We start from the raw sequence: 18,087 nt of genomic DNA, 5'->3' as shown, positions 1-18,087 counted from the left end.
CACTCAACAACACATAAAAACAAGTCACTTACTCATTATGGAGAAGGTCAGACGTCAGACCCGTTCCCTCGGCCACTAGCCCTGGGGTCAGGACCCATTGATTTTGCTCTGGCGGCGCAACTAAGCCTCCGCAAGGAGACTGAGCGATGCGCAATCCTTTCTTCCTGACCGAGGCGCAGATTGCGCGTCTGGAACCGTTCTTTCCCACGATCCCTGGCAAGCCGCGCGTCGATGGCCGGCGTGTGCTGAGCGACATATTCTTCGTCAATCGCAATGGCTTGCGGTGACGTGATGCGCCCAGGAAATATGGCCCGCCCAAGACCCTCTACAACCGTTGGAAAAGATGGAGCGAGAAGGGCATCTTCGCCCGCATGATGGTTGGGTTGGCTGCCGAGGCCGTTGTGCCGAAGACGGTGATGATCGACGTCGAGCCAGTGGTTCGCCATTGGTCCGAGAACCACTGGCGAGGGTATCTCAAGGTGCACCGCACGGCGACCAGCCCGCGGTCGAAAAAGGGGGGCCAGGCGACCGAAGGGGCCGTCTGATTGGCCGCACAAAGGGCGGCATTAACACCAAACTGGACGCCGTCACCGACGCAGACGGTCGCCCGATCCGGTTCTTGATGACCTAAGGCCATCTCAGCGATTGCATGGGAGCGGCCGCGCTTCTGGGCAGCCCGTCAAAGGCGGAGTGGCTGCTGGCCGACCGCAGCTATGATGCCGACTGGTTCCGAGAAGCGTTGAAAGACAAGGGGATAAAGCCCTGCATTCCTGGCCGGAAGTCGCGTGGCAAGCCCATCAAGCATGACAAGCGCCGCCACAAACGCCGCTACAGGACCGAGATCATGTTTGGGCGCCTGAAGGATCGGCTCAGGGTCGCCACCCGCCACGACAGATGCCCGAAGGTCTTCCTCTCGGCGATCGTCCTCGCCGCAACCGTCCTCTTCTGGCCCTGATACAACAACGAGTCCTGACCCTGAGGCACACATGCCAAAGAGCTTACTCCTCTTGAAAGCAAAAGAGTGCCCAACGTGGGCACCCTTGCTACACTCAATGAGATCAAACTCAGCCGAACACCCGCGTCAGCGCGCCGTCGATGGCAGTGGTGATCTCGTCGATATCGTCCTTCGTCGCGATCAACGCGGGGCTGAGGCACAGCGTGTTGTTCAGCCCCGGCAGGCTCCGGTTCGTGGCGCCGATGATGACGCCCTGCGCCATGCAGTCGGCGACGACGGCTTGGACCATCTTCTCGGGCGCGGGTTCCTTGGTGGCGCGGTCGGTCACCAGTTCCGCCCCTAGGAAGAGGCCCTTGCCGCGCACGTCGCCGATGATCTTGTGCTTGTCCATCAGCGCCTTGAGGCTCGACAGGCAGTAGTCGCCCATGTCGAGCGTGTTCTGCAGCAAGCCCTCTTCCTCGATTATCTTCATGTTCTCGAGCGCCGCCGCGGGGCCGGAGGTGCAGCCGCCGAAGGTGGAGATGTCGCGGAAGTAGCTGAGCGGGTCGGCGGCGTCGTCCTTGAACATCTCGAAGACGGCCTCGGTGGTCACGGTGCAGCTGATCGCGGCATAGCCCGAGGCCACGCCCTTGGCCATGGTCACGAAGTCGGGCTTGATGCCGTAATGCTGGTAGCCGAACCAGGTGCCGGTGCGGCCCACGCCGCAGACGACCTCGTCAATGGCGAGGAGGATGTTGTATTTCTTGCAGATTTCCTGCACACGCTCCCAATACCCTTCAGGCGGGACGATGACGCCGCCGCCGGCGGTCACGGGTTCCAGGATCAGGCAGCCGACGGTGTCGGGGCCCTCGCGGAGGATCACCTCCTCGATCGCGTCGGCAGCACGCTCGCCGTAGTTCTCCACGTCCCACTGCTTGCGGTATTCCAGGCAGTGCGGCACGCGGACAAAGCCGTCGGGGAACGGCCCGTACTGCATCGCGCGCTGGTCCTGACCCGAGGTGGCAAGCGCGGCGATGGTCGTGCCGTGGTAATCGCGGTCACGATACAGGATCTTCCACTTCTTGCCGCCGTGGTGCCGGTGCGCGATCTGGCGCACCATCTTGTAGACCTTCTCGTTCGCCTCGGAGCCGGAGTTGTTGTAGTAGACCCGCGACATGCCCGGCATCTTCTCGATCAGGGCCTTGGAGAACATCGCACCCGGGATCGAGCCGGCGGAGCCCGCGAAATAGTTCAGCTTCAGGAGCTGGTCGCGGACGGCATTGGCGATCCTTTCGCGGCCGTAGCCCACGTTCACGGTCCACACACCGCCGGACACCGCGTCGATGTGTTCCTTGCCCTTGGCATCCCAGACCCGCATCCCCTTGCCCTCGACGATGACGCGGGGATCGACGGTTTCATACTGCTTGTGCTGCGACAGATGGTGCCAGACATGGGCGCGGTCGGCCTCGACCACGGCGCCGATGTCGTTCATGCCTGCATAGTCTTCCACGGGGGGCGTCCTTTCGAATGGTTTCGCGCGCCAGTATAGGCGGGGTCGGGGCCGGGCTTTAGGACCAGAGACCGGACGCCGATAGGGCCAGTCAGGCGCGGGTGTAGTCGCGGTACCAGTCTACGAAACGGGCAAGGCCGGTGGCAAGGTCGGTCTGCGGGCGAAAGCCGGTCAGGCGTTCCAGAAGCGCGCAATCCGCCCAGGTCGCGGGCACGTCGCCTTGCTGCATGGGCATCAGGTTCAGCACCGCCTTGCGGCCGAGGAGCCATTCCAGGGTGCGGATGAAGTCCATCAGATGCACCTTGTCGGAGTTGCCGATGTTGACGATCCGCCAGGGCGCGACGGGGCTGAGGCTGTCGCCCTCCACCGGCGCGCCGCGCGCGCCCGGTGCGGGCGGGGCCAGCGGCAGGAGGCGGGCGACGCCCTCGACCAGGTCTTCGACTGCCGTGAAGTCGCGCCAGAGCTCACCGTGGTTGTAGACGTCGATCGGCTCGCCCTGCAGGATGGCCCTGGCGAACTTGAAATAGGCGAGGTCTGGCCGGCCCCAGGCACCATAGACGGTGAAGAAGCGGAACTGCGTCACAGGCAGGCCCCAGAGATGGGCATAGGAATGTGACAGCGCCTCGACCGCCTTCTTGGTGGCGGCATAGACGGTTAGCGGGTGGTCGGTGCGGTCGGTCTCGCGGAAGGGCATCTCGGGGTTGGCGCCATAGACCGAGGAGGTGGAGGCCATCATCAGGTGCCGGACGCCCAGCTGGTGCGCGACCTCCAGCACGTTGAAACTGCCGGTGAAATTGGTCTCGATATACGAGCGGGGATGCGTCAGGCTGTAGCGCACCCCGGCCTGGGCGGCGAGGTGGATGATGGCATCGGGCGCGAAATCCGCGGCCACCCGCTCCAGCGTCGCCATGTCCTCCAGCATCGCCTCGGTGGCGGAAAACCCCGACATCCCGCCCAACAGCGCATGGCGCTGCCGCTTCAAGGCGACATCGTAATAGGGGGTCATGCCATCGTAGCCATGCACCCTGTGCCCCGCCGCCAGAAGGTGGCGGGCGAGGTGGAAGCCGATGAAACCGGCCGTCCCGGTGATGAGGACCTTCTGCACCCGAGCCTTCCCTTCCTGCCTGCGGCGGACAATCCCCGCCCCCCTCGGACAAGTCAAGCCGCGCGGGCGCAACCTCTTGCCATTGCCCTTGCAGCCGCCGTCGGGTTCCGCTATCCCAACCCCACCTTCGCGGCGGGTTGGCGGAGAGGTTACGCAGCGGATTGCAAATCCGTGTAGACCGGTTCGATTCCGGTACCCGCCTCCATTCCCCTTTCCGTGTGAACTACAGGTTGGCCGGCTGCGCGTGAACTTCCGCGCAAGATGTTGACGCAGGCACAAAAAGAGGTGAACCCTCCGCAGCCGCACGCTATACTGTGTGGCGACTTGGGAATGCCGCTGGGGCAACTGGCGGCGGCCAAGGATCGAAGCCAGGCAAGGCAAGCCTGTTGGGATCCGCGCGGCGAGAGAGCAGGAGGCACAGGTGGTCGGCAAATTCGTTCTCGGCATGATGTCTGGCGGCCTTCTAGTCGCCGGGGGCCTGGTGGTCGGGTCGGTTGTCGCCCCGACGCAGAGACCGTCCAAGCCGCCAGACGCGATGGACACTCCGATCACGGCGCCCGAGCCTGCTGCCGCGGATGCAGGTGCGCCGTCCAACCCGGACAAGGCTGAAAGCGCCCTGCCGGACCCCATGCCAGAGGCCGGGGCGGAGGGCGGGGCCGTGCCGCCCGACACGGGCACGCCGACCGTCGCCGTGACCGGGTCGGATGCACCGGGCACCGCGACCGAGACCGCTGAAGCGCCGGCGCCCGCCCCGGTCCTGCCAGACATCCCCGGGGCCGACAGCGGTCTTGCCGCGCCCGAGCCCCCCGGCGCCGATGCCGCGGCGCTCGCCGACCCTGCCGGTCCTGCCGCGACCGAGGTCACGGCACCGCAAACCGCCGTGCCCCCGGACCGCCCCGCCGAAACACTGGCCGATGCGGCGGCGACGCCCGACCTAGCCTCGCCCGAACCGCCAGCCGCACCGCCAGCCGCGCCTGAGGCCGACGCAACGCTGCTGGCCGACGCCGCCCCCGATGCGGCCGCCGAACCCGGTTCTGCCACACCGGCAGAGACCGCGACGGCGGATTCGGCCAGCGCGGAACCCACGCCTCCCGCGGTCGCGCCGGAGGCCGCAACCGGGTCGGACCCTGCCCCCGCCGCACTGGCTGAAACGGAGCCCGCACCGGAATCGCCGGCCGCACCCGTGGAGGAAGACGCGCCCGAAGCGTCGCCCGAGGCCACCCTGCCGCCCGAAGCGTCCCCCGAGGCGGACATGGCCGAGGCGGGGACAGGCGCGCCTTCCGGAATGGATGCCATGCCCGAGACGGCGGTCGAGGATCCGGCGCCCCGACTTCCCGGCGTCCAGCCCGATTCGATGCCCGGCACGCCCGAAACGCCGGATGCCGCGACCGGGGAGGCCAACGGCTCGACCTTCACCCCGGCCCCCCGCCTGGTGCGCAGGGGTGAAGGCGTGATCATCGGGCGCGCCGCCGAGGAGGCCGGACCCGAGGCGGTCGCCGACCCCGCCACCGACCCGGCAGCGGCCGCGGCGCCCGTGCCCGAGGATCCGCGTCCGATCGCCCGCTTTGCCGCGACCTTCGAGAACCCTGCCGCCAAGCCGCCCCTGGCCATCGTCCTGATCGACGACGGCGCCGCCGATCTTGATCGTGCGGGCCTCGCCGCCCTGCCCTTCCCGGTCAGTTTCGCGCTGGATCCGCTGGACCCCGCCACGCCAGAGCGCGCGGCAATCTACCGGGCCGCCGGCCGCGAGGTGGTGATGCTCGTTACCGGCATCGCCCCCGGCGCGCAGGCCTCGGATGTCGAGGTGGCGTTCCAGAGCATGGAACAGGGCCTGCCCGAAGCCGTGGCGGTGATGGACCTGGCCGAACCGACCTTCCAGAGCAACCGGGGACTGGCGGGCGCCGTGGTGCCGATCCTCAAGGCGGGGGGGCGCGGCCTCCTGACCCGCGACGGGGGGCTGAACGCCGCCGACCAGCTGGCGCGGCGCGAGGATGTCGAGGCCGCGGTGGTGTTCCGCGATCTCGACACCGCCGGGACCGACCGCGCCGCCCTGCGCCGGCTGATGGACCGGGCGGTGTTCAAGGCCGGACAGGATGGCCGGGTGGCGGTGGTGGGCACCGCCTCGCCCGAACTGGCGGCGGCGCTTCTGGAATGGACGGTCGAAGGGCGCGGCGCGATGGTGGCGCTGGCGCCGGTGACGGCGGTCCTGAAGGTGGACTGAGGGGCCGGCAGGCCCCGGCTCGTCGATGACTGCGTCACTCCTCGCCTGTCTCCCGACGAGGAGACGCAGTCGAACGAGGAGGCGGCGCTAGGCGTTCCCCCGGCCCGCGAAGCGGCCCGCATCCTCGGCCGCGCGGCGCAGCGCGTTGGATTTGTTGACGGTTTCCTGGTATTCGGCCTCGGGGTCGCTGTCGAAGACCACTCCGCCGCCGGCCTGGATGTAGAGCGTCTCGTCCTTCACCACCGCCGTGCGCAGCGCGATGCAGAAGTCCATCTCGCCGTTGGCGGCGAAATAGCCGACCCCGCCGCCGTAGATGCCGCGCTTTTCCGGCTCGAGCTCGTCGATGATCTCCATCGCGCGCACCTTTGGCGCGCCCGAGACCGTCCCCGCCGGCAGCCCGGCCAGAAGCGCCGACAGCGCGTCCTCGCCCTCCGCGATCTCGCCCACCACGTTCGAGACGATGTGCATGACGTGGCTGTAGCGTTCGATGACGAAGGTCTCGGTCGGCCGCACCGTGCCCACCTTCGCCACCCGGCCCACGTCGTTGCGGCCGAGGTCGAGAAGCATCAGATGCTCGGCCCGTTCCTTGGGGTCGGCCAGCAGGTCGGCCTCGAGCGCCTTGTCCTCTTCCGGGGTCGCCCCCCGCTTGCGGGTGCCTGCAATGGGACGGACCGTCACTTCGCCGTCGCGGAGCCGCACGAGGATCTCCGGCGAGGCGCCGATCACCTGGAAGCCGCCGAAGTTGAAGAAGAACATGAAGGGCGAAGGGTTGGTCCGCCTGAGCGAGCGGTAGAGCGCGAAGGGCGGCAGGGTGAACCGCTGCGACCAGCGCTGCGAGGGCACGACCTGGAAGATGTCGCCCGCGCGGATGTATTCCTTGGCCTTCTCGACCGCGGCCTTGTAGCCCTCGTGCGTGAAGTTCGACACAGCCGGGCCGACCGGCGCGCTGTCGCCGAGGTCGCGCGCGGCCGAGGGCGCCCGGTCGAGATCGCGCAGCGCGTCCATCACCCGTTCCGCCGCCTGGGCATAGGCCGCCCGCGCCGAGAGGCCCGAGGCGACCCAGGCCGGGGCGACCACCGTCACCTCGCCCTTGACCCCGTCGAGCACCGCCACGACCGAGGGCCGGATCAGTTCGGCATCCGGCAGGCCGAGCGGATCGGGGTTGACCTGGGGCAGATGTTCGACCAGCCGGATCATGTCGTAGCCGAGATAGCCGAAGAGCCCGGCCGAGACGGCAGGCAGGCCTTCGGGCATCTCGATCCGGCATTCGGCCAGGAGGTCGCGGAGCGTCTGCAACGGGTGGCCCGGCAGGTCGGTGAAGGCCTGCCGGTCGAAGCGCGCCTCGCGGTTGATCGAGGCTTGCGTGCCGCGGCAGCGCCAGACGAGGTCGGGCTTCATGCCGACGATGGAGTAGCGTCCCCGCACCTCGCCGCCGGTGACCGACTCCAGCATGAAGGTATCGGCGCGGGCATCGCCCAGCTTCAGCATCAGGCTGACGGGCGTGTCCAGGTCAGCCGCGAGCCGCGCCCAGACGATCTGGTTCCTGCCGGCGTTCCAGCCCGCTTCAAACTCGGCAAAACCGGGCGACAACTGCATCAGGGCAGGCTCACATGCACGGCGTTGATCGCGGCCTGGTCCAACGTGATGCCGGCCTCGGCGGTCAGCGCATTGGTGAAGGCGGCGAAGGCGTCGCCGGCGATGGCCCGCTGCGCCTGGGCGGCCAGCGAGGCCTGCATCGCCTCGGCCTCCTCGCCCTCGGTCGCGGCGGGCAGGATGCGGTCCAGCCGGACCACGGCCACGAAGCCGTCAGCCTCGATCACCCGGACATCGCCCTCCTTCATGCGGAACACATCGCCCACCAGACTGTCCGGCGCATCGGGGACAAAGCCGTTGCGGTCGATCTCGGGGGTCACGTCCACGATGCCGAAGCTGCCGATCGAGGCGCCACCCTCCAGCGCCGCCTTGATCTCGCTCGCCCGCGCGGCCAGCGCCTTGGCCAGGGCCTCCTTGCGCCAGTCCTCGGCCACCTTCTCCTGCGCCTCGTCGAACGGGATCGGCGCGGCCGGCACGATCTCGTCCAGGCGCAGGGCGACGAGGCCGCCATCGTCCAGCAGGATGGCCTCGGGGAAGTCGTCCGCCTTCACCGCCTCGGCCGCCTGCCTGAAGGCCGGATAGCCCTCGATCAGCGTATCGCCCGGCTGGCCCGGCACATAGTCGAGCGTCGCCAGCGTCAGCCCGGCCTCTTTCGCCAGATCCTCGAGCGTCGCGCCCCCGGCCAGCAGGTCGTCGATCTCTTCCACGCGATCCGCGATCAGGCGACGGGCGGCATCGGTCTGGAACTCGGCCGCAAGCGTCTCGCGCGCGGCCTCGAAGGTGGTTTCCTGGGCGGCAAGAACGGTTGCGACCCGGAACAGGGCCGGACCGAGGCTCGAGTCGAGCGGCCCGACCACCTCGCCCTCGGCGGCGGCAAAGACCGCCGGACCGGCTGCATCCAGTTCCTCCTCCTCGACATCGCCGAGGTCAACCGCCTCCAGCGTGAGCCCCCGTTCGGCCACCAGGTCCTCGAAGGACGTCCCCGAGTCCAGCTTGGCCCTGGCGGCCTCGGCCGCGGCCTGGTCGGGATAGACCAGCCGATCGACGATACGCCGCTCGGGGATCACGAATTCGTCGATCCGGTCCTGGTAAAGCTTCTTCAGCATCGCGTCATCGACCGGCTGATCCTTGGCGATGGCCTCGGGCAGCAGAGCGGCATAGGTGATCCGTTTGGCTTCTGCTTTGGTGAAGCGGTCGAGATGTGCCTCGTAATGCGCCTTCAGCTCGGCCTCGGTCGGCTCGGCCACGGGGGCGGGCAGGTCCGCCTCGGCCAGTCGCAGCATGGAAAACCCGCGCCGCTCCCCGGCCCAGGCATAGAGCGTATCGGTCAGCGCCTTCGGCGCGACGAAGCCACCGCTGACCGCGCCCTGCAACAGGCTGCGCGAGACGTCGCGGCGCAGGTTGGTCTCGAACTGCGCCTCGGTCAGGTTCTCGCGGTTCAGGGTATAGCGGTAGGCCTCGCGGTCGAAACCGCCGGTAGCCCCCTTGAACGCATCCATCCGCATCAGTTCCGAGGCCACCACTTCGTCGCCGACCGACAGGCCGACCCGTTCGGCCTCGTTGTCCAGAGCGGCCCGCGCGATCAGGCCCTGCACAACCTGCTTGTCGATGCCGAAGGCCAGCGCCTCCTGAACCGAAATCCGCTGGCCGATCTGCTGCGAGAAGGCGTTGACCTGGGTCTGCAAGGCGCGGGCGTAGTCGTCGGTGGTGATGTCGATCCGGCCGACGCTGCCGACCTTGGTCACGCCGCCGGAAAAGCTGGTGACGCCAAAGCCGCCGAGGCCGAGGATCAGCATCCCCATCAGGATCCAGACTGCAACTTCCTGCGCCTTGCCGCGCGGGCGCTTGCCTTCTTCGGTCTGGGTCCTGGCCATGGGTCCGCCTTCGTCTGCTTCGTGCGAGGTGAATAGTTGGAAGCCCCCCGGGGGGCAAGGTCAAGATCGCCCGGGCGCGCGCCCGGTCACGGGCCCGTCAGGGCCGGAAGGCCGCCAGCCGCAGGACCACCTCCCCGATGCCTGCGGCGTCGACGTTGGCGAAGGCGATGCGGATCTGGCGCCGGCCTGCCTCGGCCCCTTCGGGCTGGAACATCGTGCCGGGCAGCATCAGGAGCGAGGCTTCGGTCACCAGCCGCTTGCACAGCGCGTCCGAGGCGAGGTCGAAGGGATGTTCGACATAGGCGAAATAGGCGCCACAGCCGAGGAGTTTCCAGCCCGGCAGGGCGGCGAAACCCGCGACCATCGCGGCGCGGCGGGCGAGGATCTCGTCCCGTTCCCCCGCCACCCATTGCGCCAGGTTCCGCATCCCCCAGAGCGCGCCGATCTGGCCCAGCTGGCTGGGGCAGATGGCGACGGTGTCGAGGAACTTTTCCGCCTCGGCCAGCCGCGCGGCGCTCGCGACGATGGCCCCGACGCGGTGGCCGGTCAGCCGGTAGGCCTTGGAAAAGCTGTAAAGCTGGATCAGCGTATCGGACCAGTCGGGATCGGCGAAGAGGTCGTGCGGCGCGCCTGTCCGGCTGTCGAAGTCGCGGTAGGTCTCGTCCACGATGAGCGCGAGGCCCCGGGACCGGCAGAGGTCGCGGAAGGCGGAAAGCGTTTCGGCCGGGTATTCCACCCCGCCGGGGTTGTTCGGACTGACCAGCACGATCGCCCGCGTCCGGTCGGTGACAAGCGCCGCGGCGGCCTCGGCCGAGGGGATCAGCGTCGGCCCGGTGTCGAGCGGCACGGTCCGCACCGCGGCCATGTCGAGCCACATCCTGTGATTGAAATACCAGGGCGTGGGCAGGATCACCTCGTCCCCCGGTCCGGCGAGGGTGGCCAGGACCGTGCAGAAGGCCTGGTTGCAGCCCTGGGTGATGGCGACCTGGGCCGGCGAGACGCTGCCGCCGTAGGCCACGGACCATTGCCGGGCGATCTCTTCCCGCAGCGCCGGCAGGCCGAGGACCGGGCCGTAGAGATGGGCCTGCGGATCGTTCAGCGCGGCCTCGGCCAGCGCCTGGCGCAGGGCGAGCGGGGGGCTCTCCACCGGCGCGGCCTGGCTGACGTTGATCAGCGGGCGGTCGGCGGGGAAGCTGACGCCCTCGATCCAGCGCCGGGCCTCCATCACCGGGGGCGGCTCGGTCGCGGCGAAGGCAGGGTTCAGGGGATGGATCACGGGCAAACTCCTCATGCGCTGCGCTTCTCGTCGTGGGGCGCCCGGCGACGAGCGCATGCAATGCGACGAGGAGCTTTCAGTCCGACCCGCGCATCGGCTGGACGTATTGCAGCGCCATGTCCCAGGGGAAGAAGATCCAGGTGTCCTGGCTCACGCTGGTGATGTAGGTGTCGGCCTGTTTCTCGCCCTCGGGCTTGGCATAGACGCAGGCGAAATGCGCCTTGGGATAAAGCCGGCGGATCAGCTCCAGCGTCTTGCCCGAATCCACCAGGTCATCGACGATCAGCACTCCCGCGCCGTCCGTCCCCATCACCTCCGGGTTCGGCGCCTTGATGACCTGGGCCTCGCGCCGCTGGTCCTGCTTGCCGCCGCCCGAATGGTAGGACTTCACGCTGATCGAATCCACCACCCGGATGTCCAGCTCGCGGCTGACGATCATCGCCGGCACCAGCCCGCCGCGCGTGATCCCGACCACCGCCTTCCAGGTCCCCCCCTCGCCCGGCCCCTTGCCGTCCAGCCGCCAGGCTAGCGCGCGGGCATCGCGGTGGATCTGGTCCCAGCTGACATGAAACCCCTTTTCATGCGGCAGGCGGTCGGCGGACATGGGTTCCTCCTTCAGGTGGCGACGATCTTGACGCCCAGAAGGGCCAGCATGGCCCCGAACGAGCGGTCGATCACGGTTTTCAGACTGATATAGGCGGCCCGCGTGCGGTCCAGCGAGAAGATTCGGGCGACAAGGCTGTTCCAGGCGGTCTCCAGGACCAGGATCATCGCGATCAGGCCGGCCAGGATCCAGACCGGCGTTTCCGGACGGATCGTGCCAAGGAAGATCGAGGAATAGATCACCACGGCCTTGGGGTTCGACAGGTTGGTCCACAGGCCCAGCCGGTAGGCCGCGAAGGGGGTCCGAGGCACGGGCCGCGCGTCCTCGGCGATGAAAGGCGTTTTCGCGTCGCGCCAGAGGTGCCAGGCCATCCACATCAGGTATCCCGCCCCGCCGATCTTCAGCGCCCAGAGGAGCGAGGGAGCGGCGTCGAAGATCAGGTGCAGCCCGAACATCGCCGCCAGCGCCCAGAAGGCCGCCCCGGTGGCGATGCCCAGCGCCAGCATCACCCCGGTCCGGAAACCTTCGGCGAGGCCGGTGCGTGCCGACATGAGCACCGCCGGTCCCGGCGAAACCACGGCGAACAGAACCAGGCCCGAAAAGGCGAGGAAGGCCGCAAGCGTCATGGGTTGGCCCGGCTCACTGGCCGCCCTCTTTCCGGCCCGCCAGCAGATCGATGTCCGGCGCCTCGATCGCCTTCATGCCGATGGCATGGTAGCCCGCATCCACATGCAGGTTCTCGCCCGTGGTGCCGGACCCGAGGTCGGACAGAAGATACAGCGCCGCCTTGCCCACCTCTTCCTGCGTCACGTTGCGGCGGAGCGGCGAGTTCAGCTCGTTCCATTTCATGATGTAGCGGAAATCGCCGATCCCGCTGGCGGCCAGCGTCTTGATCGGCCCCGCGCTGATCGCGTTGACCCGGATGCCGTCCTTGCCCAGATCCTCGGCCAGATACTTCACGGACGCCTCCAGCCCCGCCTTCGCCACGCCCATCACGTTGTAATGCGGCATGACCTTTTCCGCGCCGTAGTAGGTGAGCGTCAGCAGGCTGCCGCCCTGCCCCATCATCGCCGCGGCGCGCTGGCAGACGGCGGTGAAGGAATAGACCGAGATGTCCATCGCCAGCGCAAAGCCGGCGCGGCTGGTGTCCACATAGCGGCCGCGCAATTCGTTCTTGTCGGCGAAACCGATGGCATGGACGAGGAAGTCCAGTTGACCCCATTCCGCCTTCAGCGCGGAGAACAGCGCGTCGATGCTGTCGTCGCTGGCCACGTCGCATTCGAACAGGAGCGGCTTGCCCAGCGTCTCGGCCAGGGGTTCCACCCGCTTCTTCAGCGCCTCGCCCTGGTAGCTGAACGCAAGTTCCGCCCCCTGGGCCGCAACGGCCTGCGCGATGCCCCAGGCAATCGACTTGTCATTGGCCAGACCCATGATCAGCCCGCGCTTGCCCTGCATCAGTCCCGTTGACATTCCCGGCCCCTCGCCCACTTTTCGGTGACATTGACGTGTAGGCGAAGCGGGTCCTTCCTTCAAGGCAGGTCCGCAAGCCAGGGAAAGGAGCTTCCATGGACCGGTCCGGCATCTTCGAAGGCGACGACCCCTTCGCCATCGCGCGCGCCTGGCTGACCGAGGCCGAGGCGCAGGAGCCGAACGACCCGAACGCCATCGCGCTGGCCACGGTCGATCCGCAGGGCATGCCGAATGTCCGCATGGTGCTTCTGAAGGAGATCGAGGACGACGCCTTCGTCTTCTACACCAACTACGGCTCGGCCAAGGGCCAGGAAATCGCGGCCTCGGGCAAGGCGGCCTTCGTGCTGCACTGGAAATCGCTGCGCCGCCAGATCCGCGTCCGCGGCAGCGTCACCCGCGAGGATGGCCCGAAGGCGGACGCCTATTTCGCCAGCCGCAGCCTGAAATCCCGTCTCGGGGCCTGGGCCAGCCGGCAATCCGAACCCCTCAGCTCGCGCGAGGCGCTGCTGGCAGAGGCGGCGCGCGTCGCCGTGACGAAGGGGCCCAATCCCCCCCGCCCGCCCTTCTGGGGCGGCTTCCGCATCACGCCGGTCGAGATAGAGTTCTGGGCCGACGGCGCATTCCGGTTGCACGACCGCTTCCGCTGGCGCAGGATTGATCAAGGATCGGCTTGGGACATCACCCGCCTGAACCCGTAGACGTGTTCACCGCAGCGCAAAAATAATCGTCCATCTGTTGAATTGCCCTTGATCCCGGCCGGGCATTTCCGCCATCAGTGCGGTCTAGGGCTCATTCTGGGGAGAAGGCTCTGTCGATGACGGAAGAAGATGAGACCGTGCAGATCGTGCATGGTCGCGTAAAGTGGTTTGATCCATCCAAGGGTTTCGGGTTCATCATATCGGACCAGACGGAAGCGGACATCCTGCTGCACGCCAACGTACTGAGGAACTATGGTCAGGGTTCCGTCGCGGACGGCGCCGGAATCGAGGTGCGCATCCAGCGCACGCAACGCGGCGTGCAGGCGATCGAAGTCACCAGGATTGACCCGCCCGAAGGCGTTGTCCTGCCATTCGGCGAGGATGCCGCGCAACTGGTCAGCGCCGATATCCTGGCCTTGCCGCTGGAACCCGCGCGAGTGAAATGGTTCGACAAGGGCAAGGGTTTCGGCTTTGCCAACGTGTTCGGACGCCCCGAGGATATCTTCATCCATGCCGAGGTGCTGCGCGTTTCGGGTTTCGCCGATCTCGGCGCCGGAGAAGCGGTCGCCCTGCGGGTGATCGAGGGACGACGTGGCCGTATGGCGGTCCAGGTCGTTTCCTGGGAAGTCGCAAGCCGGGACAAGCCTTGACAAGAGGGCGGCTGGTCCTCTCGCTGGTCCTTGCGGCCCTGCCTGGGGTGGCCTGGGCCGAGGCGGCCTGCGCGCCCGACCGTCTGGACATCCGCTGGCACGACGGCCGCGAAAGCTTTGCCGTCGAACTGGCTGACGATCCGGCGGAACGTGCGCAGGGCCTGATGTTCCGCGAGAACCTGCCCGCATTCCAGGGGATGCTCTTCGTCTATGACGCCCCAGGGCGACCGTCCTTCTGGATGAAGAACACGCTGATCCCACTGGACATGATCTTCGCCGATCCGACCGGAACGGTGACCCGCGTGCATGCCAATGCCGTTCCCGGCGACCTCACCCCGATCGATGGTGGCCCCGGGGTGATGTTCGTGCTGGAAATCAACGCGGGGCTGTCCGCCAGGCTCGGCATCGCCCCCGGCGCGATCCTGCGCCATCCCTCGATCCCGGCCGCCTCGGCCGCCTGGCCCTGCGACGGCTAAGCCTTTTCTTTCCCGGTCGATGCAGTTAAGGGTGACGCTGTCGGGGCGTAGCGCAGTCTGGTAGCGCGACGGTTTTGGGTACCGTAGGTCGCGAGTTCGAATCCCGCCGCCCCGACCACCCCCCGACCCTGCACTTGCCCTTTTCCCAAATACTCCCGCCGGAGGCCCCGGCCCGTCCGGCCGGGCGCGCCGGCTCCGGTCAGGCCCGGTGCAGCCTTGCCGTGCGGCGATGCAAGGCGCATATCCCTCGGGAAAGGGGACCCAGATGTCCATTGCCTTCGACCACTCCTATGCCCGCGATCTGCCCGGCACCTACCTGCGCGTGGCGCCTGATCCCGCGCCCGCTCCACGGCTTCTGGCCCTGAACACTCCACTGGCCGCAGAACTTGGTCTGGACATCACCGAAGCCGAGGCCACGGCCTGGTTCTCGGGCGCGGCGCTTCCGCCCGGGGCCGATCCCATCGCCCAGGCCTATGCCGGCCACCAGTTCGGCGGCTTCTCGCCGCAGCTCGGCGATGGTCGCGCGCATCTCCTGGGCGAGGTCGTCACCCCGCGGGGCCGGTTCGACATTCAGCTGAAAGGCTCCGGCCGCACGCCCTTCTCGCGCGGCGGCGACGGCAAGGCGGCGGTCGGCCCGATGCTGCGCGAATTCCTCATCTCGGAGTTCATGTCCGCCATGGGCGTGCCCACCACCCGAGCGCTGGCCGTCGTGGCCACCGGAGAGGAGATCTGGCGCGAGACGAAGCTGCCCGGCGCGGTTCTGGCGAGGGTTGCGGCCAGCCACCTGCGCGTGGGCACCTTCCAGTTCTTCGCCGCGCGCGGAGAGACGGCCAAGGTCCGGGCGCTGGCCGACCATGCCATCGCCCGCCACTACCCGGATCTCGCCGGGGCCGAGCCCCCCTATCTCGCGCTGTTCGACGCCGTGGCGGCCCGCCAGGCCCGGCTGATCGCCGAATGGATGGGCCTCGGCTTCATCCATGGCGTGATGAACACCGACAACATGGCGATCAGCGGCGAGACGATCGACTACGGCCCCTGCGCCTTCATGGAAGCCTATGCGCCGGGCGCCGTCTTTTCCTCGATCGACCACCAGGGCCGTTACGCCTATGCCAACCAGCCGCTGATCCTGGGCTGGAACCTGGCGCGGCTGGCCGAGACGCTGCTTCCGCTCTTCGATCCCGTGCCGGACCGGGCGGTCGAGATCGCCAACGACCGCCTTGCGGGCATCGCCGACCGCTACCGGGCCGAATGGATCGGGGTCATGCGGCGCAAGCTGGGACTTGTCGGCGAGGAGCCGGGCGATGCGGCACTGGCAGACGACCTGCTGGCCGCGATGGAGGGCGCCGACTGGACGCTGACCTTCCGGCGCCTCGCCGACGAGGCTGCGCTCCGCCCCATCGTTCCGGACTTCTCGCGGATGGAAGCCTGGCTGCCCCGCTGGCGCGCCCGGGCCGGAGACGGGGCAGAAGGCCGGATTGCCCGGGCGAACCCCGCCGTGATCCCGAGGAACCACAAGGTCGAGGAGGCCCTTTCCGCCGCCACCGCGGGTGACCTGGCCCCGTTCCACGCCCTTCTCGCCGCGATCCGGCAGCCCTTCGTCGAGGCCGAACCCTTCATCCTGCCTGCCCCGACCGGCTTTGGCCCCTACGTCACCTTCTGCGGCACCTGACAGTGGGCTCCTCGTTCGACTTCGTCGCCTCGTCGCGAGCGAGGAGTGACGAAGTCAACGACGAGCGCGCCCCGCAGATTGACGCCCCCGCCCTTCCCCGCCACCATGCCGTCATGGCCGACCGCTCCGACATCCACGACCGCCTCGCCGCCTCGCTCCGCACGGCGCGCAAGGCGCGCGGGCTGTCGCTCGACGCCATCGCTAAACTCTCCGGCGTCTCCCGCTCGATGGTCAGCCAGATCGAACGCGGCGAATCCTCGCCCACGGTCGCGACGCTCTGGGCGCTGACCCAGGCCCTGCAGCTGGACTTCGCGGGCCTCCTCGAAGGCCGCCCCGCCCCCGGCATCGAGGTCATCCGCGCCGGCTCTGCCCCGGTGATCCAGCGGGGTGGCGTCACCATCCGCATCCTCTCGGCCCCCGAAAGCGTCGGCCAGCACGAGGTCTATGAGCTCGCCTTCGCCCCCGACGCCCACCTCACCTCCGACCCCCATTCCCCCGGCTGCCGCGAGCACCTGACCGTCCTCGAAGGACACCTGACCGTGACCTCGGGCGAAGCCAGCGACAGCCTCACCCCCGGCGATGTCGCCCGCTACCCCGCCGACCGCCCGCACCAGATCGCGGCCAAGGGTGCCGCACGCGCCATCCTGATCGTCCAGGACAGTTGACCGGCCCCGGGGGTTTCACACCCCCGGACCCCCGTGGAGTATTTGGGAAAGAGCAAATCGATCTCCGTTATGAAGGATTCTTATCCGTCAAGTTGACACATGACGCAGCTCGATGCACATTCCGCCAAACCGGAAAGGGTTCTGCCATGACGGAAACGGCCTTCCTGAGCCACATCGCCGCCACCCTCGCCCAGATCGATGCGGAGGGGCTGATGAAACGCGAACGCCTCATCACCGGGGCGCAGGGCGCGCATGTGCGGATGGCGGGGCGCGAGATGCTGAACCTCTGCGCGAACAACTACCTCGGTCTCGCGGACGACCCCCGCCTGATCGCCGCCGCCAAGGCCGCGATGGACGACCATGGTTTCGGCATGGCGAGCGTCCGCTTCATCTGCGGCACGCAGGACCTGCACCGGCGGCTGGAGAGCCGCCTTGCGCGGTATCTCGGCCACGACGACTCCATCCTCTTCGCCGCCTGCTTCGACGCCAACGGCGGGCTGTTCGAGCCGCTTCTCGGCCCCGAGGACGCGGTCATCTCCGACGCGCTGAACCATGCCTCGATCATCGACGGCATCAGGCTCTGCAAAGCGAAGCGCTACCGCTACGCCAACAGCGACATGACCGACCTCGAAGCCCAGTTGAAGGCGGCGAAGGCGGATGGCGCGCGGTTCATCCTGATCGCGACGGACGGCGTCTTCTCGATGGACGGCTACTATGCGAGGCTGCCGGAAATCCGTGCCCTTGCAGACGCTTACGGGGCACTGGTCATGGTCGATGACTGCCATGCCACCGGCTTCACCGGCCCGAAGGGCGCCGGTACACCAGCCCGCGCGGGCGTTCGCGTCGATATCCTGACCGGCACCCTCGGCAAGGCGCTTGGCGGGGCCCTCGGCGGCTATGTCGCGGGCCCACAGCCCGTGATCGACCTTCTTCGCCAGCGGGCGCGGCCCTATCTCTTCTCGAACGCCCTGCCCCCCGCCGTGGTCGGCGCGGCGCTTGCCGCGCTCGACATCGTGGAGCAGGCGGACGACCTGCGCGCGCGCCTTGCCGACAACGCCCGCTACTGGCGCGCGGGCCTCACCGCCGCGGGCTTCACCCTCCTGCCCGGCGACCACCCGATCATCCCGGTCATGCTGGGCGACGCAAGGCTCGCGCAAGCCATGGCCGCCGATCTCAACACCCGCGGCGTCCACGTCGCGCCCTTCTTCTTCCCCGTCGTCCCGAAAGGCGCCGCCCGCATCCGCACCCAGATGAGCGCGGCCCTGACCCGCGAGGATCTCGACTTCGCGCTGGACGCCTTCACCGCCGCCGGCAAAGCCACGGGAGTGCTGGAATGACGAAT

The 18,087-nt window shown here is 68.2% G+C and carries 15 protein-coding genes, 2 tRNA genes and 1 pseudogene; 10 read left to right on the top strand and 8 right to left on the bottom strand.

The genetic code is table 11. From position 1 onward, the window contains the following. The first annotated feature begins 146 nt into the window (after nucleotides 1-146). Nucleotides 147-955 (top strand): annotated as a pseudogene (locus ACK4IU_RS08055) (IS5 family transposase). Between the two features lie 109 nt (nucleotides 956-1,064). Here the strand turns inward: ACK4IU_RS08055 and tpa are convergent. After that, a complete protein-coding gene (tpa, locus tag ACK4IU_RS08050; RefSeq protein ID WP_409733689.1) occupies nucleotides 1,065-2,426 on the bottom strand; it encodes a hypotaurine--pyruvate aminotransferase Tpa in 1,362 nt (453 codons plus the stop codon). 109 nt (nucleotides 2,427-2,535) lie between these two features. Next, complete coding sequence (locus tag ACK4IU_RS08045; RefSeq protein ID WP_409733508.1) at nucleotides 2,536-3,549, bottom strand: NAD-dependent epimerase/dehydratase family protein; 1,014 nt, start codon at nucleotides 3,547-3,549, stop codon at nucleotides 2,536-2,538. 131 nt (nucleotides 3,550-3,680) lie between these two features. On the opposite strand from ACK4IU_RS08045, the gene ACK4IU_RS08040 reads away from it, so the two are divergent. Together ACK4IU_RS08040 and ACK4IU_RS08035 are read left to right on the top strand one after the other, a co-directional pair. Then, nucleotides 3,681-3,754 (top strand) — tRNA-Cys (locus tag ACK4IU_RS08040). Nucleotides 3,755-4,084: 330 nt separating this feature from the next. Then, entirely contained in the window at nucleotides 4,085-5,770 is a 1,686-nt protein-coding gene (locus ACK4IU_RS08035) for a divergent polysaccharide deacetylase family protein (RefSeq protein ID WP_409733505.1), read from the top strand. 87 nt (nucleotides 5,771-5,857) lie between these two features. Here ACK4IU_RS08035 and trpE read toward each other — a convergent pair whose 3' ends face one another. The 6 genes from trpE to fabI all read right to left on the bottom strand — a co-directional run bounded on the left by trpE (nucleotide 5,858) and on the right by fabI (nucleotide 12,587). Beyond that, the gene (trpE, locus tag ACK4IU_RS08030) at nucleotides 5,858-7,366 is read right to left on the bottom strand and encodes an anthranilate synthase component I (protein ID WP_409733502.1); all 1,509 of its coding nucleotides are present in this window, start codon (nucleotides 7,364-7,366) and stop codon (nucleotides 5,858-5,860) included. Further along, complete coding sequence (locus ACK4IU_RS08025) at nucleotides 7,366-9,237, bottom strand: peptidyl-prolyl cis-trans isomerase (RefSeq protein WP_409733499.1); 1,872 nt, start codon at nucleotides 9,235-9,237, stop codon at nucleotides 7,366-7,368. Before ACK4IU_RS08025 ends, trpE begins: the two co-directional genes overlap by 1 nt. Nucleotides 9,238-9,334: 97 nt before the next feature. Further along, complete coding sequence (locus tag ACK4IU_RS08020) at nucleotides 9,335-10,528, bottom strand: aminotransferase (protein WP_409733496.1); 1,194 nt, start codon at nucleotides 10,526-10,528, stop codon at nucleotides 9,335-9,337. 61 nt (nucleotides 10,529-10,589) lie between these two features. Further along, nucleotides 10,590-11,117 carry a xanthine phosphoribosyltransferase gene (gene gpt, locus ACK4IU_RS08015; RefSeq protein WP_409733493.1) on the bottom strand — a complete coding sequence of 176 codons (528 nt, stop codon included), beginning with the start codon at nucleotides 11,115-11,117 and terminating at the stop codon, nucleotides 10,590-10,592. 11 nt (nucleotides 11,118-11,128) lie between these two features. Continuing rightward, nucleotides 11,129-11,743 carry a LysE family translocator gene (locus ACK4IU_RS08010; RefSeq protein ID WP_409733490.1) on the bottom strand — a complete coding sequence of 205 codons (615 nt, stop codon included), beginning with the start codon at nucleotides 11,741-11,743 and terminating at the stop codon, nucleotides 11,129-11,131. Nucleotides 11,744-11,756: 13 nt separating this feature from the next. After that, entirely contained in the window at nucleotides 11,757-12,587 is an 831-nt protein-coding gene (gene fabI / locus ACK4IU_RS08005) for an enoyl-ACP reductase FabI (protein ID WP_409733487.1), read from the bottom strand. 95 nt (nucleotides 12,588-12,682) lie between these two features. Between fabI and pdxH the strand changes: the two genes are divergently transcribed. The 7 genes from pdxH to ACK4IU_RS07970 all read left to right on the top strand — a co-directional run bounded on the left by pdxH (nucleotide 12,683) and on the right by ACK4IU_RS07970 (nucleotide 18,082). Beyond that, nucleotides 12,683-13,285 carry a pyridoxamine 5'-phosphate oxidase gene (gene pdxH, locus ACK4IU_RS08000; RefSeq protein WP_409733484.1) on the top strand — a complete coding sequence of 201 codons (603 nt, stop codon included), beginning with the start codon at nucleotides 12,683-12,685 and terminating at the stop codon, nucleotides 13,283-13,285. A 116-nt stretch (nucleotides 13,286-13,401) separates the two neighbouring features. Then, complete coding sequence (locus tag ACK4IU_RS07995; protein WP_409733481.1) at nucleotides 13,402-13,935, top strand: cold-shock protein; 534 nt, start codon at nucleotides 13,402-13,404, stop codon at nucleotides 13,933-13,935. Then, nucleotides 13,932-14,411: a DUF192 domain-containing protein gene (locus ACK4IU_RS07990; protein ID WP_409733478.1), complete on the top strand. Its 480-nt coding sequence runs from the start codon at nucleotides 13,932-13,934 to the stop codon at nucleotides 14,409-14,411. The genes ACK4IU_RS07995 and ACK4IU_RS07990 overlap by 4 nt, the downstream gene beginning before the upstream one ends. 41 nt (nucleotides 14,412-14,452) lie before the next feature. Beyond that, nucleotides 14,453-14,529: transfer RNA gene (locus ACK4IU_RS07985), tRNA-Pro, on the top strand. 147 nt (nucleotides 14,530-14,676) lie between these two features. Further along, the gene (locus ACK4IU_RS07980) at nucleotides 14,677-16,080 is read left to right on the top strand and encodes a protein adenylyltransferase SelO (RefSeq protein ID WP_409733475.1); all 1,404 of its coding nucleotides are present in this window, start codon (nucleotides 14,677-14,679) and stop codon (nucleotides 16,078-16,080) included. A 113-nt stretch (nucleotides 16,081-16,193) separates the two neighbouring features. Beyond that, on the top strand, nucleotides 16,194-16,745 hold the full coding sequence (locus ACK4IU_RS07975) for a helix-turn-helix domain-containing protein (protein ID WP_409733472.1): 552 nt from the start codon (nucleotides 16,194-16,196) through the stop codon (nucleotides 16,743-16,745). A gap of 146 nt (nucleotides 16,746-16,891) precedes the next feature. Continuing rightward, nucleotides 16,892-18,082 carry a glycine C-acetyltransferase gene (locus tag ACK4IU_RS07970; RefSeq protein ID WP_409733469.1) on the top strand — a complete coding sequence of 397 codons (1,191 nt, stop codon included), beginning with the start codon at nucleotides 16,892-16,894 and terminating at the stop codon, nucleotides 18,080-18,082. Nucleotides 18,083-18,087 lie beyond the last annotated feature (5 nt).

The sequence above is a fragment of the Tabrizicola flagellatus genome (genome assembly GCF_046295235.1).
Classification (GTDB): Bacteria; Pseudomonadota; Alphaproteobacteria; order Rhodobacterales; family Rhodobacteraceae; genus Tabrizicola; species Tabrizicola flagellata_A.
Note: the sequence above shows the minus strand (reverse complement) of the source record. Positions and strands in the feature narration are given on the sequence as shown.